The organism is Paenibacillus albicereus, from assembly GCF_012676905.1.
Lineage (GTDB): Bacteria > Bacillota > Bacilli > Paenibacillales > Paenibacillaceae > Paenibacillus_O > Paenibacillus_O albicereus.
The window spans coordinates 1999734-2024373 of sequence record NZ_CP051428.1; the positions used below are offsets into that span (position 1 = coordinate 1999734).

26 protein-coding genes and 3 tRNA genes are annotated in these 24640 nt (G+C 58.7%); 21 read left to right on the plus strand and 8 right to left on the minus strand.

Annotated elements, in window-relative coordinates:
- Positions 1-30 precede the first annotated feature (30 nt).
- The 3 genes from HGI30_RS08635 to HGI30_RS08645 all read left to right on the plus strand — a co-directional run bounded on the left by HGI30_RS08635 (position 31) and on the right by HGI30_RS08645 (position 3654).
- A complete protein-coding gene (locus HGI30_RS08635) occupies positions 31-1596 on the plus strand; it encodes a phytoene desaturase family protein (protein ID WP_168907257.1) in 1566 nt (521 codons plus the stop codon).
- 61 nt (positions 1597-1657) lie between these two features.
- Positions 1658-2656 carry an alpha/beta hydrolase gene (locus tag HGI30_RS08640; protein ID WP_168907258.1) on the plus strand — a complete coding sequence of 333 codons (999 nt, stop codon included), beginning with the start codon at positions 1658-1660 and terminating at the stop codon, positions 2654-2656.
- Complete coding sequence (locus HGI30_RS08645; RefSeq protein ID WP_235680370.1) at positions 2653-3654, plus strand: restriction endonuclease; 1002 nt, start codon at positions 2653-2655, stop codon at positions 3652-3654. Before HGI30_RS08640 ends, HGI30_RS08645 begins: the two co-directional genes overlap by 4 nt.
- A gap of 86 nt (positions 3655-3740) precedes the next feature.
- Here the strand turns inward: HGI30_RS08645 and HGI30_RS08650 are convergent, their stop codons facing one another.
- Genes HGI30_RS08650 through HGI30_RS08660 form a run of 3 tightly spaced genes read right to left on the minus strand, consistent with a single transcriptional unit; the run spans position 3741 to position 7073 of the window.
- Positions 3741-5051, minus strand: a complete 1311-nt coding sequence (locus HGI30_RS08650) for a 6-phospho-beta-glucosidase (RefSeq protein ID WP_168907259.1) — start codon at positions 5049-5051, stop codon at positions 3741-3743.
- Complete coding sequence (locus HGI30_RS08655; protein WP_168907260.1) at positions 5044-6063, minus strand: N-acetylglucosamine kinase; 1020 nt, start codon at positions 6061-6063, stop codon at positions 5044-5046. Before HGI30_RS08655 ends, HGI30_RS08650 begins: the two co-directional genes overlap by 8 nt.
- Positions 6060-7073 carry a LacI family DNA-binding transcriptional regulator gene (locus tag HGI30_RS08660; protein WP_168907261.1) on the minus strand — a complete coding sequence of 338 codons (1014 nt, stop codon included), beginning with the start codon at positions 7071-7073 and terminating at the stop codon, positions 6060-6062. The genes HGI30_RS08655 and HGI30_RS08660 overlap by 4 nt, the downstream gene beginning before the upstream one ends.
- A gap of 330 nt (positions 7074-7403) precedes the next feature.
- Between HGI30_RS08660 and HGI30_RS08665 the strand changes: the two genes are divergently transcribed.
- Together HGI30_RS08665 and HGI30_RS08670 are read left to right on the plus strand one after the other, a co-directional pair.
- Positions 7404-7721, plus strand: a complete 318-nt coding sequence (locus HGI30_RS08665) for an antibiotic biosynthesis monooxygenase family protein (protein WP_168907262.1) — start codon at positions 7404-7406, stop codon at positions 7719-7721.
- Positions 7718-8485: a DUF3891 family protein gene (locus tag HGI30_RS08670; RefSeq protein ID WP_168907263.1), complete on the plus strand. Its 768-nt coding sequence runs from the start codon at positions 7718-7720 to the stop codon at positions 8483-8485. Before HGI30_RS08665 ends, HGI30_RS08670 begins: the two co-directional genes overlap by 4 nt.
- Positions 8486-8495: 10 nt before the next feature.
- On the opposite strand, the gene HGI30_RS08675 is transcribed toward HGI30_RS08670, so the two are convergent.
- Positions 8496-9575, minus strand: a complete 1080-nt coding sequence (locus tag HGI30_RS08675) for an AI-2E family transporter (protein ID WP_168907264.1) — start codon at positions 9573-9575, stop codon at positions 8496-8498.
- 210 nt (positions 9576-9785) lie between these two features.
- Between HGI30_RS08675 and HGI30_RS08680 the strand changes: the two genes are divergently transcribed.
- The 4 genes from HGI30_RS08680 (at position 9786) to HGI30_RS08695 (ending at position 12552) form a co-directional block, all read left to right on the plus strand.
- A complete protein-coding gene (locus HGI30_RS08680) occupies positions 9786-10457 on the plus strand; it encodes a PspA/IM30 family protein (protein ID WP_168907265.1) in 672 nt (223 codons plus the stop codon).
- Between the two features lie 12 nt (positions 10458-10469).
- Complete coding sequence (locus HGI30_RS08685; protein ID WP_168907266.1) at positions 10470-10976, plus strand: DUF4178 domain-containing protein; 507 nt, start codon at positions 10470-10472, stop codon at positions 10974-10976.
- A 114-nt stretch (positions 10977-11090) separates the two neighbouring features.
- The gene (locus HGI30_RS08690; RefSeq protein ID WP_168907267.1) at positions 11091-11816 is read left to right on the plus strand and encodes a metallophosphoesterase family protein; all 726 of its coding nucleotides are present in this window, start codon (positions 11091-11093) and stop codon (positions 11814-11816) included.
- Positions 11817-11841: 25 nt separating this feature from the next.
- Positions 11842-12552: an HAD family hydrolase gene (locus HGI30_RS08695; protein ID WP_168907268.1), complete on the plus strand. Its 711-nt coding sequence runs from the start codon at positions 11842-11844 to the stop codon at positions 12550-12552.
- 132 nt (positions 12553-12684) lie between these two features.
- On the opposite strand, the gene HGI30_RS08700 is transcribed toward HGI30_RS08695, so the two are convergent.
- Positions 12685-13854, minus strand: a complete 1170-nt coding sequence (locus HGI30_RS08700) for a GGDEF domain-containing protein (protein WP_168907269.1) — start codon at positions 13852-13854, stop codon at positions 12685-12687.
- A 178-nt stretch (positions 13855-14032) separates the two neighbouring features.
- On the opposite strand from HGI30_RS08700, the gene HGI30_RS08705 reads away from it, so the two are divergent.
- Positions 14033-15172, plus strand: a complete 1140-nt coding sequence (locus HGI30_RS08705) for a glycosyltransferase family 4 protein (protein WP_168907270.1) — start codon at positions 14033-14035, stop codon at positions 15170-15172.
- Here HGI30_RS08705 and HGI30_RS08710 read toward each other — a convergent pair.
- Complete coding sequence (locus HGI30_RS08710) at positions 15169-16221, minus strand: YkvI family membrane protein (protein WP_168907271.1); 1053 nt, start codon at positions 16219-16221, stop codon at positions 15169-15171. The genes HGI30_RS08705 and HGI30_RS08710 overlap by 4 nt on opposite strands.
- A gap of 149 nt (positions 16222-16370) precedes the next feature.
- On the opposite strand from HGI30_RS08710, the gene HGI30_RS08715 reads away from it, so the two are divergent.
- The 7 genes from HGI30_RS08715 to HGI30_RS08745 all read left to right on the plus strand — a co-directional run bounded on the left by HGI30_RS08715 (position 16371) and on the right by HGI30_RS08745 (position 18916).
- Positions 16371-16943, plus strand: a complete 573-nt coding sequence (locus HGI30_RS08715; protein WP_168907272.1) for a xanthine phosphoribosyltransferase — start codon at positions 16371-16373, stop codon at positions 16941-16943.
- Between the two features lie 83 nt (positions 16944-17026).
- Positions 17027-17356: a hypothetical protein gene (locus tag HGI30_RS08720; protein WP_168907273.1), complete on the plus strand. Its 330-nt coding sequence runs from the start codon at positions 17027-17029 to the stop codon at positions 17354-17356.
- A 72-nt stretch (positions 17357-17428) separates the two neighbouring features.
- A complete protein-coding gene (locus HGI30_RS08725; RefSeq protein WP_168907274.1) occupies positions 17429-17647 on the plus strand; it encodes a hypothetical protein in 219 nt (72 codons plus the stop codon).
- Positions 17648-17670: 23 nt separating this feature from the next.
- Positions 17671-18045 (plus strand): TFIIB-type zinc ribbon-containing protein, encoded by a 375-nt coding sequence (locus HGI30_RS08730; RefSeq protein ID WP_168907275.1) that lies wholly within the window; start codon positions 17671-17673, stop codon positions 18043-18045.
- 69 nt (positions 18046-18114) lie between these two features.
- Positions 18115-18198, plus strand: a tRNA-Leu gene (locus HGI30_RS08735).
- Positions 18199-18444: 246 nt separating this feature from the next.
- Positions 18445-18528: transfer RNA gene (locus HGI30_RS08740), tRNA-Leu, on the plus strand.
- 301 nt (positions 18529-18829) lie between these two features.
- Positions 18830-18916: transfer RNA gene (locus HGI30_RS08745), tRNA-Leu, on the plus strand.
- A 2-nt stretch (positions 18917-18918) separates the two neighbouring features.
- Here HGI30_RS08745 and HGI30_RS08750 read toward each other — a convergent pair.
- Both HGI30_RS08750 and HGI30_RS08755 read right to left on the minus strand, forming a co-directional pair.
- Positions 18919-20187 (minus strand): tyrosine-type recombinase/integrase, encoded by a 1269-nt coding sequence (locus HGI30_RS08750; RefSeq protein WP_168907276.1) that lies wholly within the window; start codon positions 20185-20187, stop codon positions 18919-18921.
- Positions 20188-20262: 75 nt separating this feature from the next.
- Entirely contained in the window at positions 20263-20532 is a 270-nt protein-coding gene (locus tag HGI30_RS08755; protein WP_048743932.1) for a helix-turn-helix domain-containing protein, read from the minus strand.
- A 902-nt stretch (positions 20533-21434) separates the two neighbouring features.
- Here HGI30_RS08755 and HGI30_RS08760 point away from each other — a divergent pair.
- The 4 genes from HGI30_RS08760 (at position 21435) to HGI30_RS08775 (ending at position 24341) form a co-directional block, all read left to right on the plus strand.
- Positions 21435-22124 carry a hypothetical protein gene (locus tag HGI30_RS08760; protein WP_021877781.1) on the plus strand — a complete coding sequence of 230 codons (690 nt, stop codon included), beginning with the start codon at positions 21435-21437 and terminating at the stop codon, positions 22122-22124.
- Between the two features lie 18 nt (positions 22125-22142).
- The gene (locus tag HGI30_RS08765) at positions 22143-22940 is read left to right on the plus strand and encodes a Shedu anti-phage system protein SduA domain-containing protein (protein ID WP_069202412.1); all 798 of its coding nucleotides are present in this window, start codon (positions 22143-22145) and stop codon (positions 22938-22940) included.
- A 245-nt stretch (positions 22941-23185) separates the two neighbouring features.
- On the plus strand, positions 23186-24013 hold the full coding sequence (locus tag HGI30_RS08770; RefSeq protein ID WP_021877783.1) for a ParA family protein: 828 nt from the start codon (positions 23186-23188) through the stop codon (positions 24011-24013).
- Positions 23961-24341, plus strand: coding sequence for a ParB N-terminal domain-containing protein (locus HGI30_RS08775; protein ID WP_456238627.1), 381 nt, complete (start codon positions 23961-23963; stop codon positions 24339-24341). The genes HGI30_RS08770 and HGI30_RS08775 overlap by 53 nt, the downstream gene beginning before the upstream one ends.
- Positions 24342-24640 lie beyond the last annotated feature (299 nt).

The following is a 24640-nucleotide window of genomic DNA, read 5'->3' on the forward strand; positions in this document are numbered from 1 at the left end:
GGCAAAAACGGACGAAAAGCAGGTGGCGGCATGAAGATTGGCGTATTGGGCGCCGGCATGGCGGGATTGGCCGCTGCGGCGCTGCTCGCCCGGCAAGGTTATGCGGTGACCGTGCTGGAGAAAGCGTTCTATCCCGGCGGCAGCGCCGGATTCTACATGCGAAAGGGAAAGCGGTTCCCGGCGGGAGCGACGATTCTGTTCGGCTTGGAGCCGGGCGGCTTGCTGGACGAGCTGTTCCGTCCGCTGGAGCTCGGACTGCGGCCGCGGCCGCTGGCTCATCCGATGGACGTCGTGCTGTCCGACCGGACCGTGCGCGTGCTGGCCGGGCGGGACGAGTGGGAACAGGAGCTCCGGAGAGCGTTTCCGGAGCGCGGAGAGGCGGTGCTGCGGTTCTGGCGGCGGCTCGCCACGATCGCGGAATCGGTGCATGAGCTGACGCGCGCGGAGCCGGCGCTGCCGCTGCGGCGCGCGTATCAGCTCGGGCGGCTGCCGGTCCTGCTGCTGCGCCGGCCCGAGCTGGCGGCGCGGCTGGGCCGCTATTCGCTGTGGACGGTCGGGCAGCTGCTCCGCCGCTGCGGACTGGAGGACTACCGGCCGCTGCGCGAGTTCCTCGACCTGCAGCTGATGGACGCGGCGCAAGTCGGCGCGGAGCAGGCGGCGCTGCTGCCGGCGAGCCTGGCGCTCGACATCTACCGGCGCGGCAGCTTCGCTCTGCCGGGAGGGACGGGCGAGCTGGCCGAAGCGCTGGAGGCGCGGCTGCTTGCGGACGGAGGCGAGCTGCGCCGGCGCGAGGAGGCGCTGCGGCTGGAGCCGGCCGACGGCGGCGGCTGGGTCGCGGTCACGCGGCGCGGCGAGCATCGCTTCGACGCCGTGGTGAATGCGACCGGGCGGCTGGAGCTCGGGCTGGGGCAGCCGGACGCCGCAGCGGCAAGCCCGCCGTCGGAGGAGGCGGACGGGAGTTTCGGAGCCGAGCCTTTGCCGGAGACAGGCTTGCCCGGCCTGCCGGCCGACGTCGGCGGCTGGGGAGCGGTGCGGCTGGACCTGCGGCTGGGGGCCGAGGCTTTTGCCGGAACCGGAGCCGAGCCGCCGCCGGAGCTGGCGCATGGGCTGCCGTTCGCCTGGCAGATCAAGCCCTCGCCGGCGAATGCCGCTCTCATCGGCGACCTGGAGGGCCCGGTCTATGCGACGCTGCATCCCGAAGAAGACGGCGAGCGGCTGCTCACCGTCTCGGCCCATGCGCCGGCCGCAGGCTGGACGGGCTTGCAGCGGAGCGAGTATGCCGCTCGCAAGCGCGAGCTGAGCCGAGCGCTGCGCGAGGAAGCGGCTCGCGTCGTTCCGGCGCTGCGCGGGATGGGAGAGCCTGCCGGCGAAGCCGGAACTCCGGCGACGTACGAGCGGTTCATCGGCAAGGCCCGTGTGGGCGGCACGCCCATGACGGTGCGAGAGGCGATCTTGCGGCCGCGCGGGCTGTTCAGCGGCCAGCCGCGCCTCTATCTCGCCGGCGAGAGCGTCTATCCCGGCCCCGGGACGCTTTCGAGCGCACTGAGCGGGGGCTATGCGGCCCGCGCCGTCATGCGGGAGCAACCGCTGCGCTGAACGGCGGCGCTCCGACCACCCTAGAACGACTATAGGCATAGGAAAGAGGACTGAACCTGACATGACGCAAGCTTTCATCTGGATCGCCGCTGCTGCCGGCGCGCTCGCCGCGCTGCTGCTCGCGGTTACCGTCTACTTCTACCGCATGGCGATCCATCGCTCGCCCAAGACGTACCTGGAGGGCGACCCCGATCTGCCGCAGCTGCCGGAGCCCGAGGCGGGGGAGGGCAGCACGGCCGACCATCAGGCGTGGCTGCGCGAGCGCGCGCCGGAGGACGCGGAGCTGCTGTCGCAGGACGGCCTGAAGCTGAGGGCCATCTGGCTGCCGGCGCCGGGCGGAAGCGCCCGGACGGCGATCCTCGCGCACGGCTATTCCGGCGAGGCCAAGCAGATGGCGGGCTTCGCCCGCTTTTACGCCGAGGAGCTCGGCTGGAACGTGCTGATGCCGGACGCGCGCGGTCACGGCCGCAGCGGCGGCAGCTACATCGGCTTCGGATGGCCGGAGCGCAAGGACTATCTCGGCTGGATCAGGTGGGTGTCGGAGCGAGTCGGGACCGGCTCGGAAATCGTGCTGCACGGCATCTCGATGGGCGGAGCGACCGTCTGCATGACGGCGGGCGAGGCGCTGCCGCCGCAGGTCAAGGCGATTGTCGCGGACTGTCCGTACACGTCGGTCAAGGACGAGCTGACGTTCCAGCTGAAGCGCATGTACAAGCTGCCGCCGTTCCCGTTCCTGCCGCTGACGAGCGGGCTGACCAAGCTGCTGGCAGGCTACTCGTTCGGAGAGGCGTCGGCGCTGAAGCAGGTGCGGCAGGCCAAGGTTCCGATGCTGTTCATCCATGGCGGAGCGGACACGTTCGTGCCGACCTGGATGGGGGTCAAGCTGCATGAGGCATGTCCGCAGCCGAAGGAGCTGCTCGTCGTGCCGGGCGCGGAGCACGGCGCGGCACGGCAAAAAGCGCCGGAGAAGTATGACGCGGCGGTGCGCGGGTTTTTGGGTTCGTTGGAAATGGTCGAGATCAGGTCGGAATCAAAGCATGTGGGGGTAAAAAGTCGATGAAATGGTGGATGGTGCGGGCTGGAGACAATAATGAATTGATTTCGAAATGGCGGGGAAAGCAAGTGGCTTCAATCGGATGGCCTGAGCTTGGCGATCCAAGGCAATACGCATCTAAGGAAAGCCTATTGGCAAAAGCGGATCTCGTATATCGCGAGGAGAAGCCGGGTACAAGACTTGCGTGGGCAAGACAGGTTTGGCGATATTTCAACGAAGTTTCCCTTGGGGACCGCGTCATTACCTACTCAAAGGAAACAAGAGAATACATGGTTGGAACGGTTACGCAAACGCATCAATTTCGGCCAGACATCATTGATTCTAATTATCCCCATGTTATTTCCGTTGCATGGGAAGAAAAGAGAATTCCGAGAGACAGCCTTTCACCCGGGGCTAAAAATTCTTTGGGCGGCATTCTAACGTTCTTCAGAGTCGACAACTGGGGAGTGGAGCTGCAAGCTTTGTTGGAAGAAGCTTCGCTGGAAGGCACTTTGCCGGAGCCCATTCTCGTTCAGGACGAGATGGATGAAGTGGAAGAATACAACCATGAAGATTTTATTGAAAAAGCCAAGTCCATGGTCGAGGATCGGATCGACAAGCTTGATCCGTGGCAGATGCAGGACTTGGTAGCAGGCCTGCTGGAAGCGATGGGGTATCAGGTGACGGTGAGTCCTAAGGGACCTGATGGAGGCGTAGATATTTTAGCTCATCGAGACGTTTTTGGGTTTGAACAGCCGATTATCAAAGTTCAAGTCAAGCATAGACACGTCGCGAGCAGCGGACCGGAAATCCAGCAGCTCCTTGGGGCTAATCCAAATGGAGCCAGCTGTATTTTTGTTTCAACCGGCGGATTTACGGCAGCGGCCAAATCGTCAGCCAGACACAATGGTATGAAGCTCATCGACCTTTCCGCTCTGGTCGAGCTTGTACAGGACTGGTACGATAAGATGCCAATCGAGAAGCAGGCATTGATTCCGCTGAAACGAATCTACGTTCCTTCCTGACAAAGGAGACGAAAAAGAGGCAGCCTTGCATCATGGATGTGCGATCCATGGAGCAGGGCTGCCTTCATTTGGCTGGTTGCGATGAACTAATTCTCGAAAAACTTCGGCAAATACGCCCGGTTCGCCTCCAGCATCTCGTCCAGCATCGCCTTGGCGACGCTGACCGACGGCACGAGCGGATGATGCGCCAGCGCCTGCAGCGCGATGCTGCGATCGCCGCTGATGGCGGCTTCGATCGCGAGCGACTCGTACGTCTTGACGGCCTGGATGAGGCCGATCGACGGAGCCGGCACGGCCGTCAGCTGCAGCGGGATCGGGCCGCCGCTCGTGACGACGCAGTTGACCTCGATGCAGGCGTCGTCCGGCAGGAACGGCAGGATGCCGTTGTTCGGCACGTTCAGCGTCTGCACGTCCCCGGTGCCGTTGTGGAGCGAGCGCATCAGGTTGACCGCCGCCTCGGAGTAGTAGGCGCCGCCGCGCTGCTCCAGCTGCTTCGGCTTTTCCTTCAGCTCGGGGTCCTGGTACAGCTCGAACAGCTCCTTCTCGACGCGCTTCACGACCTCGGCGCGGTTGCCGTCCTTTTCGAACGCCGCTTTCTGGTCGGCGAGCATCGCGTCGGTCATGTAGAAGTATTTGAGATAGTAGGAGGGCAGGGCGTTCAGGCCGGAGATGAACGCGGGATCCCAGTCGGAGCCGGAGACGTTTTTGGCGGAGAAGCTGTCCTCGCCGCGGACGAGCTCGGGCAGCCGGTCGATGCCGTCGACCGTGACGCGGCTGACCCAGTGGAGATGGTTCAGGCCGACGAACTCGGCGTAGACGCGGTCCGTCGTCGTATCGTATTTGCCGGCAAGCCATTTGAGCAGGCCGATCGGGGCATTGCACAACCCGATGCTCTTGACCTTGGAGTGCTTGCGGATCGCCTCGGTGACCATGCCGGCCGGGTTGGTGAAGTTGAGCAGCCACGCGTCCGGAGCCAGCTCCTCGATGTCCCGGCAGATGTCGAGCAGCACCGGAATGGTGCGGAGCGCCTTCATCATGCCGCCGGGCCCGGTCGTCTCCTGGCCGATCACGTCGTACTTGAGCGGGATCGCCTCGTCCTGGCCGCGCGCCTCCAGCATGCCGACGCGCATCTGCGTGCTGACGAAGTCGGCGCCGGCGATCGCCGCGCGGCGGTCGGTCGTCAGATGCACCTCGATCGGCAGCCCGGAGCGTTCGACCATGCGCTTCGCCAGCTCGCCGACGATGTTCAGCTTCCAGAGGCCCGGCTCGATGTCGACGAGCCACAGCTCGCGCACGGGCAGCGAGTCATGATAGCGGATGAAGCCCTCGACGAGCTCGGGGGTGTAGGAGGAGCCGCCGCCGATGACGGCGATCTTGAGGCCTTTTTGTTCAGTCATGGTCCATGTCCTCTTTTCGTGAAAGATTAGGAATTGCGATCTCGTCGAACTCGCGGTGCTGGCGCATCCGCGCGTACATGTCCGGCGTGATGTCGATGCGGTCCGCCTCGAGCGCGCTCCAGAGGGCGCCGACGACGGGCTCGACGTCGAGCTTGACGAGCGAAGCCCGCGGAGCGGCCTCGCGCAGCATCGCGGCGATCGGGCCGCTGATCCAGCCATGGTCGCCGCGCGTCAGCAGGCTGCCTGCCAGCACGACGTCGAACGGAAGCTTTTGCATGCCGAGCCGCTCGATGACGGCTTTGACAGACAACGCGAGCTCCTCGCCCTGGTGGGTCAGGATGCGGATGGCGGCCTCGTCGCCCTCGGCGGCGGCCCGGAACAGCAGGCGCGCGGCATCGGTCGGCACGCCGAGCGAGCGGTCGAGATAGTCGTGGAACATCGCCTCGACCGTCGGGTAGCCAAGCAGCTGGAGCAGCAGCGGGGTCAGCTTCGTCGGGCCTTCGCGGCCGTCCCACGAGCGGATGACGGTGCGGAATGCCTCGACGTTAAGCCCGCCGCCGCCTCCGAAATCTCCGTACATATAGCTGAAGCCGCCGCATTGGTACGTGTCGCCGGTCGGGCTCACGCCGGCGCAGTTGACGCCCGTGCCGCAGATGACCGAGACGCCGTACGGCCTCGACGTGCCGGCCCGGAGGCCGATGATCGTGTCGCAAACGACGTCGTAGCGTTCCGTGAAGCCGATGCTGCCGAGCAGCGGGTGCAGGATGTCGAAGTCGGCTTGCCGGTCGGCTCCGGCCAAGCCGAAGCAGGAGCGAGCGAGCTGGGCGCGCTCGATGCCCGCTTGCCGCAACGCCTCGGTCACGGCGGCGTCGAGATTGCGGCGGGCGGACTCGCGGCCGTTCTGGTGGTTGCCGCCGCCGGCCATGCCTTTGCCGACGATGCGTCCTTCGGCATCGGAGATGAGCGCATGCGTCTTGGTGCCTCCGGCATCGACGCCGAGGTAGTAGCTCATGGGGTATTCTCCTTCAAGTAAGAGTGAGGCGGAGCGGTGCTCTCGCGCACGACGAGCTCGGGCTTCAGTACGATCGGCGGGGGCGCCTCGCGCCCTTCCATCTGGGCGAGCAGCCCGTCGACCGCGCAGCGGGCGATCTGCTGCACGGGCTGGGCGACGGTCGTCAGCTTCGGATGCAGCAGCGTCGCCAGGTTCTGGTCGTCGTAGCCGACGAGCGACAGGTCTCCGGGAATGGAGCGTCCCGCTTCCTGCAGCGCGTTGAGCACGCCGACGGCGATGTAGTCGTCCCCGCAGAACAGCGCCTCCGGCAGCCGTCCTTCCGCCAGCCAGCGCTTCGCGGCGTCGTAGCCCGTGTCCATGGAGTAGGTTCCTTCCTCGATGAACACCGGCTCCAGCCCGTTCTCGGCCAGCGCCTTGAGGAATCCGTTCTGCCGGTCGATCGTGCTCTTGTAGTTGCCGGGTCCGCTCAGATGGCCGATCGACTCATGGCCGAGCTCCACCAGATGCTTGCCGGCCGCATAGCCGCCGGAGTAATGCCCGACCTGTACGGCCGACAAGTCATAAGCGGGGTTCTGGTTGTCGATGATCGAGTACGGGATACCTTTTCGCTCCAGCTCGGGAATCAGCTCGTCCTCCCAGGTCGGCGACAGGATAATCATGCCGTCGACCCGATCCTTCTCCATGAGGAAGCTGCTTCCCGGCTCCCGGCAGCTCGGCGATACGGACAGCGCCAGGAAATAGCCGTGCCCGGCGAGCTCGTCGTGCACGCTCTTGACGATCGCATCGAACACCGAGTCCTGCAGCGTCGACAGCAGCAGGCCCACCACGCCCGTCTTGCCCTTGGCGAGCGACTGGGCCGCCGAGTTCGGACGGTATCCGAGCTCCTTCATCGCCTGCTGCACCTTGAGCCGGTTCTTCTCGCGGACGTTGCCGGAGCCGTTCAGCACGCGGGACACGGTGACGACGGACAGACCGGAGCGCTTGGCGACGTCGAAGATGCTTGGTTTCATGGCCAGCTCCTTTCTTGAAATTAAATCGCTTAAACTTTTGAGAAAAAAAGAGCGGTTCCGCTTCTTCGTCGGACAAGCTTGCGTTTTCGTCGTCAGACAAGCTTGCGTTCCACGGCGCAGCGAAAGCATCTTCAAAAATTAAAGCCCTTTAACTTTCCTTCGCCTATCTTACCGGAAGCCGGTCGGTTTGGCAACGCATGCCGAGGAATTTCCCGCCGCAAGCGGGAAAACGGGCCGCCGGGCGCGAAGAGGTATCGGGTAAGCACCCGCAGCGCTTGAGGAAGGAAGGCTGCATCAGGAGTGCAAAAGACGCAAGGAGGCCGATCGACCATGATTCTCGAGCATGCGCTGCTTTCCGTCATCCCCGGCAAGGAAGCCGATTTCGAGCGCGACTTCCGGACGGCGTCCGCCATCATTTCGTCCATGCGCGGCTATATCCGCCATACGCTGTCCCGCTGCCTGGAGCAGCCGTCGCGCTATCTGCTGCTGGTCGAATGGGAGACGCTGGAGGACCACACGGAGGGATTCCGCGGATCCGCCGACTATGAGCGCTGGAAGGCGCTGCTGCATCATTACTACGACCCGTTCCCTACGGTCGAGCATTACGCGCAAGTGCCGCTGCACGCAAAGGAGGAGGACCGAGCATGATCGTCCGAGACGGCGGGGACAGCTTCGTGCTGATCCGCCAGCATGACCATGCGGCAGTGTCGGAGCAGCTCGCGCGGGCGCTCGCGCCCGAACTGCTCCCGCCGGATTCTCTCCGCGCCGGCGTCGTCTACGCGGCCGCGCAGCATGACCGCGGCTGGATCGAGCTCGACGAGACGCCGATCTGGAACGACGCGGCCGGGCGTCCCTATGCGTTCGAAGATTATCCGCTGCTGCCCAAGATCGCCTACTACCGGCGCGGCATCGATGAGGTGGAAGCGGTCAGCCCTTATTCCGCGCTGCTGTGCAGCCTGTTCTACCAGGCCTTTTTCGAGTCTCTCGAAGGGGAGGCGTGCGAAGCGTTCCGGAGTGCGGAACAAGTCCGCCAGCGCAGGCTCATGATGAACCTGCGGGCGGACCCGGAGCGGACGCGTCTCGATCTGCTGCGGCTGCAGCTGCTCGACAGCCTGTCGCTGTACGTCTGTCTCAATGAGCCCGGGGCTGCCGGCCGCGACGAGCATCCCTGGTACCGGGAGGGCTTTCCCGCAGCCGACGGCTTGCTGCCGCATGGCCGCAGGCTGCGGGCATCGTGGATAGACGAGCAGCGCCTCCTCCTGTCGGAGAAGGCGCTGCTGGGCGAGACGAAGGTCGAGCTGAGGCTGAAGCGCGTGCCGAAGGCGCGGATCGCGGCTGTCGGCATCGACGAGGCCTGCCGCGCTAGCGAGCTGGAGACCGTGGAGCTGGTCTGGCGCAATCCGCCGGTGTAGCGGGACCGCGTCATGAAGTGCCGTCCGGCTGCGATTTGCGCTCGAAATGCTCAGCGATCTGCAGAATGACAATCTTGAAGATCATGTAGACCGGAATCGAGATCATGACGCCGACGATCCCGCTCACCGCTCCGGCGATGAGGACGACGATGATCGTCGTCAGCGGATGGATGTCCATCGTCCGCCCGTAGACAAAGGGCGAGATCAGATTGCCTTCGAGCTGCTGGGCGACGAGGATGATGACGAGCACCCAGACTGCCGTCGTGAACGAGTCGGTGAACGCGATGAGGATGCAAGGAATCGAGCCGATGATCGACCCGATGTACGGAATCATGTTCATCGCGCCGACGAACAGCGCGAGCAGCAGCGAGTACGGCAGGTCGACGATCAGGAAGCCGATGTAGGCGAACGCTCCGAGCGCGAGGCAGCACACGACCCGTCCGATGACGAACTCGCTCAGCATCTTGTCGACGCTGCCGAAGATTTCGATCGCGTCGGCGCGGTACTTGGCGGGCGAGAAGCGGACGAAGGACGTATAGCCCTTGCGGTCTTCCTTCAGCATATAGTAGAGCAGCACCGGCACCGTGCCGACGACGAGCGCGATCGTCGCGACGATCGAGACGGCATTCTGCACATAGGTGGACAGATAGTTGATGCCTTGCTCCAGGTAGCCGGTCAGCTTGTTCGACAAGTCGAGCTCGGCCAGGTTGAATCCGCCGAAATTCTGCGACTGCAGATAGTTGATCTGTTCCTGCACCTCTTTGGCGAGAGCGGGCAGGTTCTCGACGAAGCCCTCGGTCTGCGACTGCAGCGTCGGCCATACGAGCACGACGAGCATCGCCACGACGGCGGCCATCACGACGAACAGCACGAGCACGGCGAGCCACTTGGGCATGTTCCACTTGTGCAGTTGCGTGACGAGCGGCCGGAACAGGTAATAGAAGAAGAACGACACGACGAACGGAAGCAGCAGCATATTGAAGGCGAGCAGGATGGGGCGGTAGAGGAACTCGAGCCGGGAGAGCAGATAGAGGATGACGAGGACAAGAATGATGCTGATGCAGGCTTGATAGAATTTTCCGATTTTCAAGCGGGACGACCTCCGTTCGGACGACTGAATCCTGTATTCATTGTATACCCTGGCCTCTCGGCCCCTAACCTCTCTTCCCACCGGATGAATTCCCGCTCCGGATTCGGAAACCTTCTCGCAGCTGCTGTCGTATAAGGGAAAAGATCGAAATTGATTCACTTCAAAACCATTTACAAAAAAATATTCATTCCCTCAAGGAGGAACCCTACCATGTCTCTATTCAAGCGCCTGCGTGACCTGACCTTGTCCAACGTGTACGCCATGATCGAAAAAGCCGAGGATCCGGTCAAGATGACCGATCAGTACATCCGCGACATGGCGAGCGATCTCGAAGATGCGGAAAAGGCGGTCGCTTCCCAGATTGCCCTGGAGAAGAAGTTCAAGAAGCTGCTCGAGGAGCAGGAAGAGCTCGTCCAGCGTCGCCTGCAGCAAGCGCACAGCGCCGCGGAGGCCGGCAACGTCGATCTCGCCCGGCGCGCGCTCGCGGAGAAGCAAGCCGCCGAAGCCAAGCGGGACGAATACCGCACGGCCTTCGATTCCAACAAGGCTTCCGCAGACCTGCTTCGCGACAAGCTGGCGCAGATGCAGAAGCAGCTGGGCGAGCTCAAGAGCAAGCGCGAGTCCCTCGTTGCCCGGGCTCAGGCAGCCAAAGCCCAAGTCGAGATCAACCGTTCGATGAGCGGATTCGGCTCCGATACGGCGATGGCCGGCCTGAAGCGCATGGAGGACAAGGTGCTCGGCCTGGAATCGCAAGCCGAAGCAAGCAACGTCCTGAACGATCGGGCCAAGTCTCTCGACGAGGAATTCGAGGCGCTCGGCCGCGACAAAAAGGTCGAGGATGAGCTGTCGGCCCTGTTGAACCAATACAAAAAACCGGAATAAGGCGGCGAAGGCATGAGCTTGTTCAAACGAGTCGCAAACCTCATGCGTCGTCCGGAGCCGCCGGCGGCCGAAAAGAGCATCCTCACGCTTGGTCCGGGCGACATCTGCGAAATCTCGCTGGAGACGTACGAGGTGATCGGGCAGTCGAAAAATTTTCGGCGCAAGGAAACGTTTCTGACGCTGCAGGACGGCACGCGGCTCCGCTATCTCCATATCGAGGACCGCGAGCAGACCGAATACACGCTGTATGAGCCGATCGACGGCCGGCTGGACTCGATCGAGGAGGTGCCGTCGACGATGGCGCTGGACGGCCGGGAGTATTTCCTGGAGGAGCAGTATTCGTCTCCGGTGACGGCGCAGGGCAGGGCTCCCCATCATCCTGCGGGCGAGCTCCATGTATGGCAGTACCAGTCCGACGATCGGAAGCTGCTGCGCATCGAGTGGCAGGAAGGACGCTTCTTGCTGTACGAAGGCGAGCGGATTCCCGCAGCCGACGTCCGGACGGTGCGAGGACGATAGAGGGGCTGAGCCCTGCGTTTGCGGCATGAGCGAGAATAATCTGGGCCGGGAGGAATGATTCCTCCCGGCCTGCCGTACATCATTTACTATGAACCGCTTTCAAGGAGGGGCTGCATGGAGCGGATCGCCATCATATCCGATGTACACGGCAACATGCCGGCGCTGGAGGCGGTGCTCTTGGACATCCAGGCCCGAGGCATCGCGCGGGTCATCTGCCTGGGAGATCTGGCGGGCAAAGGTCCCGAGCCGGCGGAAGCCGTCGATGCCGTCCGCGAGCGCTGCGAGACGGTCATCCGCGGCAATTGGGATGATTTCCTTCGCTTGCCGACGGACGACGAGACGCTGAGATGGCATCAGGAGCGCCTTGGTCCGGAGCGGCTCCGCTATTTGCAGGAGCTGCCGTTCTGTACGGAGCTGCGCATCGGGGGGCGGCTCGTCCGGTTCGTCCACGCTTCTCCGCAGAGCGTCTACCGCCGCATCCAGCCTTGGGACTCCGAGGCCGACCGGTGGTCGATGTTCGATCCTCCGGACGGCTTCGAAGGTGTCGCGGACGCGCTCGGCTACGGAGACATCCACCAGGCGTATGCCCAGCATGTGCGCGGGCGGCTGCTGTTCAATTGCGGCAGCGTCGGCAATCCGCTCGATCTGAACCAGGCTTCCTATGCGGTGCTGGAAGGACGGCGGGACGCGGGCGCGGAAGCGCCGTTCGCGCTGCAGCTGATCCGGGTCCCGTATGACATCGAGGAGGCGGTGGCTCGCGCCGAGCGGCTGGCGATGCCGCAGCTGGAGCCGTACCGGCAAGAGCTCGTCACCGGGCGCTATCGGGGATTGCTTTCGTGAGAGAGGGGCAAGGAGGGGGAGTACGATGATTCGAGCGATCCTGTTCGACCTGGACCAAACGCTGCTCGACCGCACGGAGGGCTTCCGCGAGTTCGCGGGCCGCTTCGCCGCCCGCTATGCGGATGTGCCGGAGGGCGAGCGCTCCGCATGGGCGGAGCGGCTGATCGAGCTGGACGAGGACGGCTACAAGACGAAGCGCGAGCTGTTTCGCGAGCTGCCGGAGCGGCTCCCTTGCATCTGCTCCGATCCGGCCGAGCTCATGGCGTTCTACGAACGGGAATACGTCGGCAGCGCGCGGCCGATGTCCGGCGCGCCGCAGCTGCTGACATCGCTGCATCCGTATTACCGTCTCGGCATCGTGACGAACGGGACGGACGCGATCCAGCGCGGCAAGCTGGAACGGACCGGGCTCGCGCGCTGGTTCGGATCCGTCGTCGTTTCGGAGTCGGCGGGCTATCGCAAGCCTCAACGCGAGCTGTTCGCGCTGGCGCTTCGCGAGCTCGGCGTTCAGCCCGAGCAGGCGCTGTTCGTCGGCGACCATCCGTTGAACGATATCCAAGGCGCCTACTTCAGCGGGATGAAGACCGTCTGGCTGAAACGGAGTCAAGCCTGGCCGGACGAGGCGGCGGTGCTGCCCGATGCGGTTATCTCCGAGATGGCGCAGCTGCCGGCGGCGATCCGACTCGTATCGGGGCAGACGGCCGCTGCGGACTGGCGGCTCAGCAGCGGCGCCTGATACGAGTCCCTGGCAGGCGCATGAACCTGCATGAACCTGCATGAACCCGGCCTCAGCCAGGCGAGCCGGCCGCTGCGGCGGCTTCGGACCGGATAGGCAGGCTCCGGCACAACCCAAAAGGCATCCGCCGTCTTAGACGGGGGATGCCTTTTTGCCTCTTGGCGCCCGGTAGGGCTCGTTGACGATCGTGACCCGGTTCTTGCCGCTCGTCTTGGAGCGGTACATCGCCTCGTCGGCCTCGCGCACGATCTGCTCGACGCCCAGGCCCGGCCTGGAGTAGCTGACGCCGACGCTGACGGTGACGATCGTCTCTTCCTCGATCCGCCGGCGCAGCGTCTCGGCGAGCTCGGGCACGTTCTCCCTGGCGCCGACGACAAGCAGCAGCTCCTCGCCGCCATAGCGTCCAGCCGAGCCGACGTCCTGCACGAGCTCCCGCATCAGCTCCGCGATCTGCTTGAGGACGCCGTCCGCCCGGTGATGCCCCTGCGTGTCGTTCAGCTTCTTGAAGTTGTCGATGTCGCAGAAGACGACGGCGATGCCCTTGCCGCGGCGCAGCAGCAGCTCCGCCTTTTGCTGGAAGTGGCGGCGGTTGTAAAGGCCGGTCAGACCGTCGGTGATGGAGGAGCGGTACGTCGTAAGCAGCCGCTCGACGACCCACTCGAACAGCAGCAGGAACAGCAGCGTGAAGTAGACGACGGGCAGCATCCGAGAGAGCATGAGCAGCAGCGGCATGCTGCCTTGGAAGACGTAGCGGTCGGTGACGAGAGCGAGGTCCGCCGCGAAGTAGACGATCAGGCTCGCGGAATATTTGGTGCGCAGCTCGACGCCACGCGTATCGAGCAGGATGAGGAAATTGATGATGATGCCGTAGAAGTCGAGCAGCACGAGCGGCGCCGCGCGGCCGTCGGAAGCTCCGAGCAGCGCCGGATTCATCGCCAGCTCGGCCCCGGCGATCGCAAAGGCGATCGCAGCCATGATGACGAACGGAGCGCCCCGCAGCTTCGCGCCGGGATGGCTATATAATTTCATGAAGACAAAGTTTATAATAATGAATGAAAAGATTCCGAGCAGGCGCGTGGCCAGCTGGAGCAGCGGCAAGGCATCGCCTTGGTCCAGCCCGGCGAGCAGCATGACTTGCCGGATCATGAGCAGCGGCAGGGTGAGGATCAGCAGCCGGTAGACGTGGTGGCGGCGATAGCTTCGGTACAGCTTCACGCCCATGAAGATCATCAGCGCGAGCACGGTCAGCGTGCAGGCGGATGCAAAAAGTTGGATCGAGGACGGTTCTGGCCAATCGGTCATGGAAAATGCACTCCGCTCTTGTCAACATGGACCCGGCTCCCGGGACGATTCGCGAAAAGCCGGCTGACGGAAGCGAATCGCTTGCCGCCCTTTCACCGTATCGGCTGTTCCTCGTTCAACCATTAGAGGGAACATCGGTTCCATTCTATCATGGCCACGCTGGAAGGAGAGCGATCATATGGAAATTTTGCAGGCTTTGTTCTTTCCTCCCGAGCAGCCTGGAGGCGTATCCTCCATGGTTCCTTATATGCAGGACCGCTTCAACAAGGTCGGGTGGCCGACCGATCTGTTCTCGCTGCCGAAGCGGATTCGCGGCAAGGGAACCGAGCCGGTGAAGCTGCATACGTTCGACCCCGAGCCGTATCGGGACAACCCGATCGCGGCCAAGTATCTTCAGACGCTGAGCGACTATCTATGGTGGACCAAAATGCGCATCAAGCGCGGCTACGACCTGATCCATGCCCATCATCCCGTCGCCGCGCTCGTCATGAAGCAGGTCTTTCCCGATACGCCGCTCGTCGTGACGATCCACTCCAGCTACGAGCGCGAGCTGATCCTGAACGGCAGGATCGAGGAAGGCGGCCTGGAGCACCAGTTTCTCGCCTCCATCTATCGCGAACTCGAGCACGCCGCCGATCGGCTGCTGACGGTATCGGACTCCTTCCGCCGGTACATGGCTCCCTATGTCGACGATGCGGACGCCATCGGCATCATCGCCAACGGCTTCGACGAGCGGCGCTTCAAGCCGATCAGCCACGAGAACGAGGTGACGCAGCTCATCACGGTGTGCCGGCTCGTGCCCGCCAAAGGGCTCGACATCCTGCTGCGGGCCTGCGCCGAGCTCAAGGACAAGGGTCATCCGTTCGTCCTCCACATCATCGGAGACGGTCCGATCCGCAAAGAGCTGGAGGCGCTCGCGACGGAGCTCGGCTTGTACGACGACATCATCTTTTACGGCTACATGCTGCATCCGGAGGAATTCATGCCGTTCTTCGACGTGTTCGTGCTGCCTTCGCGGGCGGAGGCGTTCGGCAGCGTCTTCGCGGAAGCGGCGCTCTGCTGGCTGGCGCTCGTCGGGACCGACGTCGGCGGCATCGGCGAGCAGATCGAGGACGGGGTGAACGGACTGCTCGTGCCGCCTGACGATGCCGCGGCGCTGGCCGCGGCGCTGGAGCGGCTCATCGCCGACCAGACGTTCCGGTATCAGCTCGCCCGGGCAGCCTGGGACAAGGCCAAAAAAGCCTACTCGCTGACGAGAGTGATCTCGCAGCTGAAGCAGGTGTATCTGGAAGCGGCGCCGGGAGCGGCGGGGAGCTAATCGCTCCCCGGCCGCTTTCGCGTCTTCTTGAGCATCATGAGCGCCAGCCAGCCGAGGCTGAACAGGCCGAACAGCGGGTAGAGCGTCTTGACGAGCGGACCGAATCCGATCTGGCTGAGCAGGTAGCAGAGGACGAGGATGACCAGCAGCAGCACATCCGGGGGAACGGCCACGCGCTGCTGCAGTTGCAGCACCAAGCCGTAGATGTCGGCGATGAGCGTCGTGAAGATTTCGGAGAAGATGAGCAGGATGTAGATGAACTGGATGCCGTAGCCGAGCTGGCGCGCGATGCCGCCCATCGGAATCTCGTACTGCTGGACGCCGGGCATATGGGACGACAGCGCGATATGGCCGGCGAGCAGCATGAAGCCGATCCCGATGCCGCCGAACAGCGAGCCGAGCCGGATCGCCTTGCGGTCCTTGATCCCGGCGCCGAGCGGCACGAGCACCGCCTGCGCCATGGCCAGGTTGAACGCGGTGTACAGCAGCGGAGCGGTCCACACCCGCAGCGCCGAGTCGTCCGTCGTCAGCTCCAGCCAGCGCCCTCCGCTCGGCGAGGTGAACGTATCGTACAGCACGATCGCCGTGAACAGCAGCATGAACGGCACGACGATGCTGTTGATCGTAAGGATGGCGTTCATGCCTCGCCTCAGCATGAGGTAGCAGGCGACGAGCGTGACGAGGAGTCCGACCTGGTAGGGCAAGTTCCAATTCTCGTAAAAGATCGTCCCCGCTCCCGCCAGCATGACCGCGTTCACGCCGAGCAGGACGACGAGCATGAAGTAGCTGACGAGCCGGCCGACCGCCGGCCCGAACAAAGCCTTGTTGAGATCCTCGTAGGACTTGGCCCCGATCTCGCCGGCAAGCAGCATCATCTTGCCTCCGAGCCAGATGAACAAGGCGGTCGCAAGCGCGATCGTCAGCACCGCCCAGTAGCCGTAGCGGGTAAAGAACTGGAGGATCTCCTGGCCCGTGGCGAATCCTGCACCGACGACGGTGCCCATGTAGGTGAACCCGATCTGGAGCACGCGCAAGAAGCGCCTCTGCATGGTCTTCCCCCCGTTCCTCGCATGGATTGTCCTTACATCCTATGTGCGGCGGCGGACAGGCATGACAAGGACCCTCGTTCCGGTTGCAGGAACGGCCGGGCTATGATAATTTAACGGAAAGAATTCGCCAAGGAAGGGACCGACCCGATATGGAAATGCTCAAAAATCGAATCCTGCAGGACGCGTCGATCTTATCTGCGGACGTGGTCAAGCTGGACGCCATCCTCAACCACCAGGTCGACCCGGCGCTGACGATGGAGATGGGCCGCGAGTTCGCCCGCCTGTTCCGGGAAGCGGGGGCGACCAAGGTCATCACGGTCGAGTCCTCCGGCATCCCGGTCGCTTTCGCCACCGCCCTGGAGCTGAACGTGCCGCTGCTGTTCGCCCGCCGCAAGAAGACGCTGATCGCCGACCCCGATCATTACTCGGAGCGGGTGCCGTCGTTCACCAAGGGCATCGTGACCGATCTGATGGTATCCAAGTCGCTGCTGTCTCCGGAGGACCGGCTGCTGTTCATCGACGACATCATCGCCAACGGCGACGCGGCGCGGGGCCTCGTGCGCATCATCGAGCGCTCGGGCGCCGAGCTGGTCGGCTTCGGCGTCGTCATCGAGAAGTGCTTCCAGGCCGGCGCCAGCACGCTGCGGGAGCAGGGCATCCGCGTCGAGCCGCTCGTGCGCATCCGCTCGCTCGAGGGCGGCACGATCGTCTTCGAGGAGTAGCCGTCAAAATCGGCCCTTTCCCCTGACAGGCAGATCGCCTATAATGAAACTAGAAGATTTCTTCCAAGGGGAGGCACAAGGCGATGGAAAACGTAAATCCCGGTTTCTTCGAAGCCAAGCTGTCCGCTGCCAAAATTCATTTCGAGCGCGCGCTCGATTGCAAGCATACCGAGTTCGACGATCTGTATCCGTACATGATCGAGCATCCGCAATTTTTCTGGTACAAACGTTACGTCGCCTGGTCCGAGCTGCTGACGATCGTGAGGCTGAGCGAGGAGCTCGGAGTCGAGTGGAAGGGCCAGTTCACCGACAAGCAGGCCGACTATATCGCCAAGCGGGTCATGAGCTCGCGGGTGCTCGACGAGTGGTACGAGACCAACGATACCAAGGAGCATGTCGGCAACGCAGAATGAGCGGATCCAGCCCCGGAGCTTCCGGGGTTTTTTGATTCCGGCGGTTCAGCCGCAGGGGAGGAGGGTAATAAGATGAACCTTGCCAGCGACGATCTGCTGAACGCATTCCGGCTGTCCGGAGAAAAGGTCCGGGTCATCCGGGATGAGATGGAGCAGAACGATGTGCTCGGAATTGTCGTAGCCTGGGATGACGAACGCGTCATGATCCGCAAGGCCAGCCGGCGAGTCGTCCAGCTCAGCCGGGGCTACACGTACGAATCCGCAGCAGCTCCGCGTTCCGCGTCGTCCTGATCGACGAAGGAGGAGAGCGCGAGATGTTTTGTCCAAACGATCATATGGTGATGAACGGGGCCGAGGTCGACGGAGTGACCATATTCCGTTGTCCGGTGTGCGGCAATGTCCGCCTCGCAGGTCCAGATGGCGAGCGGCTGGCGTATGGAGGCGTGGAGGTCACGCCTTATTATTCCGGTCCGGTCGAGGAAAAGCAGGTGAACGCGACGCCCTACGGAGTCCATGAACAGCTCGAGGCCGCCGCAGGCGCTCGCGACAGCGATATTCCGTTGTACGGGGCGCCGGACGACGAGGAGAGCGGCTTCGCGCTCGCGGGCGGGCCTTACGGCTATGTTCCGGGGGACGGAGAACGGTCAGAAGCGCCTTCGCCTCCATACGGCATGCCGCCCGCGACTTGAGTGGAACGATGGCCCGACAAAAAAGTTGACAGGAACCCTCTCCGCGTGATACCTTATTAAAAGTGTCACGCGGTCATGGCGGAATTGGCAGACGCGCTGGCTTCAGGTGCCAGTGGTAGCAATACCGTGGAGGTTCGAGTCCTCTTGACCGCATTTCCTGATTCAACCATCGGCTTCCCGGCTGCTTCGGCAGGAGGGAAGCCTTTTAGGTTGCCGGCAGGCGTTCTTCAGCCACGATCCGTGCGATCCGTGCGATCGGATGAGCCCATGGGGCGGAGAGAATCCTTTTGGACCGATCTTGGCCGTACTCGTCCAGGAAGCTCATCCCGAGAAAGCGAGCTCTGTGCAAAAGGCTTGACTTCCATGCCGACGATCGGGTATATTCTTAATTGTGTTTACGCGGTCATGGCGGAATTGGCAGACGCGCTAGATTCAGGTTCTAGTGTCAGCAATGACGTGGAGGTTCAAGTCCTCTTGACCGCATTCCGATGACCCGTCCGACCGCGAGCTCTTCCATAGAGCTCGCGGTTTTTTCATCGCTCGGCATCAAGAACTTAAAATAAAATCAGTGCTTGACCCTAAGCATGGATTCATGGTATATTCTTACTCGTTGGTTATGCGGTCATGGCGGAATTGGCAGACGCGCTAGATTCAGGTACTTGTGCGAAAGCTGGTTGAGATTCCCCAAAACCCTTGTGGTTATGCGGTTTTACTGAAGTATTGGTTCCAAGTTCTCTCCTGTAGTTCTCTCCGTTTTCCGAGAGGCACATGAGGGTAAAAATGTGCGGTCATGGCGGAATTGGCAGACGCGCTGGCTTCAGGTGCCAGTGGTAGCAATACCGTGGAGGTTCGAGTCCTCTTGACCGCACCACCCTAACAATTAACGAGCTCTTGAATTTGTCCTTGTGACGATTCAGGAGCTTTTTGCATGATTGGGATTTGTAAAGTGTTGCTCATGACCTGTGCCGACGAAATCTTTGAACTGCAGTCAAGATGAGCATAAATGTTAGCCGTTGTGGAGTAATGGCTATGCCCAAGCCATTCTTGAATGTCCTTCATATTAACGCCATTTGCCAGCAATAAGCTGGCGCAGCTATGCCGAAGATCGTGAAAGCGAATCCTTCTCAAATTATGCTTCTCTAGCACAATCGGGAAGTGCTGCGTAATATACCCCGGTTTTATCAATTGCCCTAGCTTATCTACATAGATATAGTCTTTGTAGTCATTGGAGTACGAACTTTTGTAGAGCGCCTGATTTCGCTGCTGTTCCTCAAGTAATCGCAAAAGCAATTCCTGAAACGCCGGGACGAGGGGAAGGGTGCGACGACTGGATTTATTTTTGGCCCGGTCCTTTGCGATTGTGATTTGTTTGCCCTCATAGGAAACAGGAATGACGGTGTGCTGGATGGTAAGTGTCTGGTTCTGAAAGTTGATCGCCTGCCATTTGAGCCCTACAATCTCGCCGCGCCGTAAGCCATAGAAAGCGGCCAGTAGGACGGCAAGCTCGACTGGATCGCCTTTTACTGCCTCGAATAACTCCTGAAGCTCTTGATCGTTGTAGAAGCTTCCTACAAAATGGTTCTTTTTTGGGCGCTCAACTTTATCAGCCGGATTGGTTAAAATCATATCCATTTTAAGCGCGTGTTGCAGAGCTTGACGGATATAGGCATGAAAGTGTTGTACGGTACTTGTAGAAAGCTTGAACTCCTTTAACATGTGCTGGTAGAAATCATGCAAGTGTTTGGGTTGTATCTCCAGCAGTCGAAATCCTTTTTCACGAAAGTAAGGGACGATTCGGCCTTTGACCCCAAAGGTGTACGCGGCATGAGTAGTGACTTCGACTCGATGCTTCATCATTTCCAGCCATTCCAACATGAAATCGCTGAAAAGAACACCGGCTGGACTGTCCGCGTCTGGAGTGGCTTTCTTCTCAATCGGCGGCGTTATTTCCTCGACAATCGTTTCAGAAGGAATTTCAAAGCTCTTGCGTGCGTCTTGCAGCATGCTTTCTGCTTTCTTCTTGTTCCCCTTTGTCGGTAACCCTGTTGCAATCCATTTGGTTCTCCGCTTGCCCTCTTCGTCTTTGTAATTCAGAACGATATAATAATTCCCTTTCTTTTCTTGCAGATGGCCTGCTACCATCGTAATCCCTCCCAGGATAGCAGCCCGGCTTCCTACCATCGACACTTTAATGATAACAGGCATAGAAAGATTAGTTCAATGCTGTAAAGCGTCATAGTCGAGTGGAGTGCCGGGGGTCATGATTTCCCGTAAATAATGGATGATGCTCAGCTTCGGGATTCTGTAGAAGCGCCCGATGCGAAAGTGGGCGATGCGCCCTGATTGGAGTAATTTGCGGCCTGTCTTGGTACTAATGCCGCCTAACATGGTACACATTTGCTCGACATTTACGACATCAGGCATGGTCTGAAAAAGAAGTTGGTAAGGATCAGGTTCAAGAACTGGTTGATTTTGATTGTGTGGCATGGGCGAACTCCTTATTCAACATAATTCGATTGAGATGAGGTTCTGAAATATCCCTCTACTATCCGTTTCATTTTTTGGGGGAAATCGGACACTTCCGAGAAAAAATTTACTTTATTCGCTGAAAACAGAATGGGCGTGAGTATGGAGTTCATGTCTGTTGTGAAATTCTGGGGAATGTGCGGTGGTCAATAGAGGAAATGAAAACCTTTGTAAACCTGTGTTTGAAGGAGGACTCGCACCTGCGCGAATGCTATGAAATGATCAATGTCCTAAAACACTAGAACATATCTTATATTAAAGAGTTTTTCAAACATACGGAAAGGATGCAGTTACACACAATAATTTGCGGCAGCACCAAGCTCTATGAAGAGTTTGATGCTGCCGCTTTTATTTTCATAAATATTTTTTGAGAGAAGGGTCCGGTTTGGCTTCAAAAATGAAACGGATGGTAGAGGGGATACATCCCTCCACCGTTCTTTGACAATAACATAACCACTCATCCGGTACGTTCCCCGCATACCCGAAAGGGAAAGCCATTTTGCAGGTGCGCCACGACCATCCTTTATTTGGGGTGCGAGCGATCTTTACCTATGCAAAAATAAATGATGGTATCATTTTGGCGATAATCTATGCGGCGGGATAATGATACTTCCGTCTAGCCATAGTTATCGCAATGGGGGCGGCTTGCAGTGATCCTGGAAGGGGCGACAGCCTATGAGGACGGTTAACCGCCGTTCGCTGGATGAGTTTATTATCATTGAAAGTAACATATCTGTTATGTGTGATTTTAATTGATCGACGTGTTGAATAGGTTATTTTACGATGAAGGCTTTCCCGGATAAGCGTCAAAATATGATACAATATTATACATATCGTCCGTCCATATAACATGTTAAGGAGTCGTGTCGTTGAACAACTGGCTACCATTTATTATTGTCGTGTTAATTATTGTTATTGGTTTCGTCAAAACAGTTGCTACTCTTCGAACCACAGTAAAAAACGAAAACTTCGCTATCGAGTTTATGAATAATTATAGAGATTTTTGTTCGCCGTTGTTTCAAAACACATTCAACGGCGACAAATACCAATGGCTAAAAATGAAATCAACAAAGATGCAAACGTTAATGGGGTCATTCGGTATAGCATCGGTGTATAAACCACCCGGCGCGAATCATTATTTTAGGAACTATGAAATTATCGTAAACGGAATAAGTGGCATTAGAGAAAACTATTCAGAGATGGTTAATAGTTATAGTTTGGATTTGGAACGTCGAATATTGCAGGAAGTTATCAGTACGATAGACGATGTGTTGCTTACGTTTATAGGCGCCGCAGAAGGCTGGGTGAATGAAGCACAAAAGGAAGTGAAGAACCCGTTAATATGGCTTCGTGAAGGGGTCCGCTTTGTTGTTACAAGTCCAATATCTTTGATGTATTGGTCAGGATTAGTACGATATAGGATGTACAACACACTTTCAAATAACTATCCAGTCAAGCTGCTTTCCTTTCTTATTGGTGTGATAGGTCTAGTCAGTTCAATTGTTACGATTGTAACTGGATATACGCCATTTAGATCGATGATCGGTTTTTAATAGGGGTGAATCGTTAAAATGTCATTGTATTCGCGAGATTATACGAAACTTACCGAAGAAGAAAGAATTACATGGGAAGCGATGAAACAAGATGAAAAAATAGGCACAGGAAGATGGCGGAAAAGAAGTCGTTATAGAGAATATCCGAAGGCAGCGCGGCATTTCATGAGCTTATTTCCAAACAATTTTTTGGATGTCGAAGAACTGAGAGAAGAAGATAGATTGAACCATCTAACGGAAAAGTTCCTTGTTGAACTAGACAAGCCGGATGCCACCGAAGCTTCGATCATGAGGTTTATAAAACAGAACCAAGCGTATTTTATAATTGGTTCCATTCTCAAAGACCACAACTTCGGGCATCATGAAGCCTACGTTATACCGGAATTTTGGTTCGGCAATACATACCGCGTTGATTATCTGATAATTGGGAAGAGATCAGGCGGCTACGAATTTATTCTCGTTGAATTGGAACACCCCAAAAAAGACATTACCATTAAAGACGGCGAATTAGGTGCGGCGTTTCGTAAGGGGATTAAGCAAATTAACGAATGGAAACGATACCTTGAACCTAATTTTCCCACGCTTGAAGAATCGTTTAACAAATACAAACATCCGAACATGGAACTACCCCGCGAATTTCTTAAACTAGATAAAACGCGGATTCATTACACAGTTGTAGCGGGACGCCGCGAAGATTTTGATGAAAATACTTACTGGATTCAACGCAATATGAAGGATAACGATAAAATTAGTCTTCTTCACTTCGATAATTTATACGATAATGTTACCGAGATCATTGGACGATCAACGTATTAAGAAATATCCTTGTGGTCAAGTGACTTGGATTTGGGCGTGGGATGGGTAGATATGTTGAACGAAAGAGAATAGTTTCGCGATTTGTTTTTGATGCCAGATTGCTATATTCGATGAATGTCCAAGAGAATGCCTTCCACTTTCGGGGGCGTTCTCTTTTTATATAGATACTTTTCAAAAAAGCCGATTGTCTGAACTATTGAATGTTCAGTGCAGTCGGCTTTTTTGCGTGAAAGGAGAGTTGTTGGATGAGCAAAGTAATCGCTCTCGCCAATCAGAAAGGTGGCGTCGGCAAAACGACAACGGCGGTCAATCTCGGTATTGGCTTAGCGGCTGAAGGTAAGAAAGTTTTGCTGCTGGACGCGGATGCGCAGGGCAACCTGACGGATTCGTTAGGCTTCCATGAACCGGATAGTCTGTCCATTTCACTCGCCACAATGCTAGTGAAGGGCATGACGGAGGAGCCGTATGAACCGAGGGAAGGTATTTTGCACCATCACGAAGGTATCGACCTGATGCCGGGAAACATCGAATTATCGGCGGTCGAAGTGGCGCTCGTCAATACGATGAGCAGGGAAACGATTATGCGTTCGTACATCGATTCCGTAAAAGCAGATTACGATTATATCCTGATCGACTGTATGCCGAGCTTGGGCATGATGACGATCAACGCATTGGCAGCGGCGGATAGCGTCATCATCCCGGTACAGGCACACTATCTGCCCGCCAAAGGCATGACGCAGCTTTTGCAGACGGTTGCCCGCGTTCGGCGTCAAATTAATCCGAAGCTGGCTGTGGACGGTGTGCTGCTCACGATGGTAGACAGCCGAACCAATTTCGCCAAAGACATTTCTTTAGTTTTGCGTCGGGATTATGGGGATAAGCTGCGTGTATTCAATACAGAAATCCCCCTGTCCATCCGCGCGGCGGAAACAAGCGCCAAGGGTAAAAGCATTTACGCCCACGATCCGAACGGACAGGTTGCTAAAGCCTACGCTGCACTTACGAAGGAGGTGCAGGATATTGGCAGCGAAAGAAGATCGGCTCGCCAGCATAAAGCTGACCAAAGTCGATGATTTATTCTCGACAGAGGAAAGCCGCAACGATTCGCAACGGGAAAAGGTGATGGATATTCCATTGGCTGAAATTAGTGAATTTCCCGGTCATCCCTTTAAGGTAAGGGCGGATGAAGCGATGTTAGAAATGGCGGATAGTATCAAGCAGTATGGTGTCCTTGTTCCCGGCTTAGTTCGGCCAAAGGTAGGCGGTGGATACGAGATGGTATCCGGCCATCGTCGAAAGAAGGCAAGTGAATTGGCTGGTATGGAGACAATTCCATGTCTCGTTCGCGAGTTGGATGACGATCAGGCGACTATCATCATGGTGGATAGCGTGCGCCCGTAAGCAACCCGAAAGGTGTTGCGCGGAGCATTTGGATGTTGCCTTAAGCAAGCAACAAGTAAAAATATCAAAGTGCTATCAGGCACAACTTGCCATCGACAACTAACCCAGCGGGGAAACCCAAAAGGAAAAACAGCATGTTGCTAAAGGCATAAGTCAGATTAACTTCCAAATCTGCGACTGAATGCCGAGATGGAAAGTCATGTATGAGGATGAAAGCTAAACTGCTTGAAGGGCAGTCAGAGATTGGGGCTAATCATCCCCACGGCGAAAGGAAGATGATACGCCGTTGTTCCGGCAGA

Bases quoted from the DNA above. Each gene is read 5' to 3' on its own strand.
- HGI30_RS08635 (WP_168907257.1), top strand. From the start codon at position 31: ATGAAGATTGGCGTATTGGGCGCCGGCATGGCGGGATTGGCCGCTGCG.
- HGI30_RS08640 (WP_168907258.1), top strand. From the start codon at position 1,658: ATGACGCAAGCTTTCATCTGGATCGCCGCTGCTGCCGGCGCGCTCGCC.
- HGI30_RS08645 (WP_235680370.1), top strand. From the start codon at position 2,653: ATGAAATGGTGGATGGTGCGGGCTGGAGACAATAATGAATTGATTTCG.
- HGI30_RS08650 (WP_168907259.1), bottom strand. From the start codon at position 5,051: ATGACTGAACAAAAAGGCCTCAAGATCGCCGTCATCGGCGGCGGCTCC.
- HGI30_RS08655 (WP_168907260.1), bottom strand. From the start codon at position 6,063: ATGAGCTACTACCTCGGCGTCGATGCCGGAGGCACCAAGACGCATGCG.
- HGI30_RS08660 (WP_168907261.1), bottom strand. From the start codon at position 7,073: ATGAAACCAAGCATCTTCGACGTCGCCAAGCGCTCCGGTCTGTCCGTC.
- HGI30_RS08665 (WP_168907262.1), top strand. From the start codon at position 7,404: ATGATTCTCGAGCATGCGCTGCTTTCCGTCATCCCCGGCAAGGAAGCC.
- HGI30_RS08670 (WP_168907263.1), top strand. From the start codon at position 7,718: ATGATCGTCCGAGACGGCGGGGACAGCTTCGTGCTGATCCGCCAGCAT.
- HGI30_RS08680 (WP_168907265.1), top strand. From the start codon at position 9,786: ATGTCTCTATTCAAGCGCCTGCGTGACCTGACCTTGTCCAACGTGTAC.
- HGI30_RS08685 (WP_168907266.1), top strand. From the start codon at position 10,470: ATGAGCTTGTTCAAACGAGTCGCAAACCTCATGCGTCGTCCGGAGCCG.
- HGI30_RS08690 (WP_168907267.1), top strand. From the start codon at position 11,091: ATGGAGCGGATCGCCATCATATCCGATGTACACGGCAACATGCCGGCG.
- HGI30_RS08695 (WP_168907268.1), top strand. From the start codon at position 11,842: ATGATTCGAGCGATCCTGTTCGACCTGGACCAAACGCTGCTCGACCGC.
- HGI30_RS08700 (WP_168907269.1), bottom strand. From the start codon at position 13,854: ATGACCGATTGGCCAGAACCGTCCTCGATCCAACTTTTTGCATCCGCC.
- HGI30_RS08705 (WP_168907270.1), top strand. From the start codon at position 14,033: ATGGAAATTTTGCAGGCTTTGTTCTTTCCTCCCGAGCAGCCTGGAGGC.
- HGI30_RS08710 (WP_168907271.1), bottom strand. From the start codon at position 16,221: ATGCAGAGGCGCTTCTTGCGCGTGCTCCAGATCGGGTTCACCTACATG.
- HGI30_RS08715 (WP_168907272.1), top strand. From the start codon at position 16,371: ATGGAAATGCTCAAAAATCGAATCCTGCAGGACGCGTCGATCTTATCT.
- HGI30_RS08720 (WP_168907273.1), top strand. From the start codon at position 17,027: ATGGAAAACGTAAATCCCGGTTTCTTCGAAGCCAAGCTGTCCGCTGCC.
- HGI30_RS08725 (WP_168907274.1), top strand. From the start codon at position 17,429: ATGAACCTTGCCAGCGACGATCTGCTGAACGCATTCCGGCTGTCCGGA.
- HGI30_RS08730 (WP_168907275.1), top strand. From the start codon at position 17,671: ATGTTTTGTCCAAACGATCATATGGTGATGAACGGGGCCGAGGTCGAC.
- HGI30_RS08750 (WP_168907276.1), bottom strand. From the start codon at position 20,187: ATGGTAGCAGGCCATCTGCAAGAAAAGAAAGGGAATTATTATATCGTT.
- HGI30_RS08755 (WP_048743932.1), bottom strand. From the start codon at position 20,532: ATGCCACACAATCAAAATCAACCAGTTCTTGAACCTGATCCTTACCAA.
- HGI30_RS08765 (WP_069202412.1), top strand. From the start codon at position 22,143: ATGTCATTGTATTCGCGAGATTATACGAAACTTACCGAAGAAGAAAGA.
- HGI30_RS08770 (WP_021877783.1), top strand. From the start codon at position 23,186: ATGAGCAAAGTAATCGCTCTCGCCAATCAGAAAGGTGGCGTCGGCAAA.